At 57.9% G+C, this 432-nt stretch carries 1 pseudogene; it reads right to left on the bottom strand.

Annotation, left to right across the window (positions count from 1 at the left end):
- A pseudogene (locus B7449_RS17535) lies at window positions 1–377 on the bottom strand (FAD-binding oxidoreductase); the annotation flags it as partial.
- Between the last annotated feature and the right edge of the window lie 55 nt (window positions 378–432).

Below are 432 nucleotides of genomic sequence, written 5' to 3' on the forward strand. Positions count from 1 at the left end.
AGTTCCTCAAGCTGTGCAACGAGCGGGGAGGCCTTTACCAGTTCGTGAACCGCCGTCCAGCCGCCGCCGATGTCAAGAATGGCGTCGTTCTGGGTTTCCACCAGCTGCTCGATCCTCTGTTCCAACCAGGCCGCTTGTCCCTTGGCGGTTACGGTCGCAGGTTCCAAGACGTAATCACCCATAGAGGCGATAGTATTGGACTTGTTGAGTGAATCCGTGTTCCAGATTTCCGGGTGGCCTCCCTGCTGCTGGGTCAGTTCCGTGAGGACCTTGAGGAATGTCGTTTTTCCGACCCTCTGGCGCCCGATTGCCATCATGAGGGTCGGTTGCGCCTTTACGGTCTCTTTCGCCGCGGTCTTTGGTTCGCGTGCCGTCATGTTTCATTCCCGATGAAAGCCGGGTTCCTGCAACCGTCGCCGGTTTTCCAGATCC

The organism is Komagataeibacter intermedius TF2, assembly GCF_000964425.1.
GTDB lineage: Bacteria > Pseudomonadota > Alphaproteobacteria > Acetobacterales > Acetobacteraceae > Komagataeibacter > Komagataeibacter intermedius.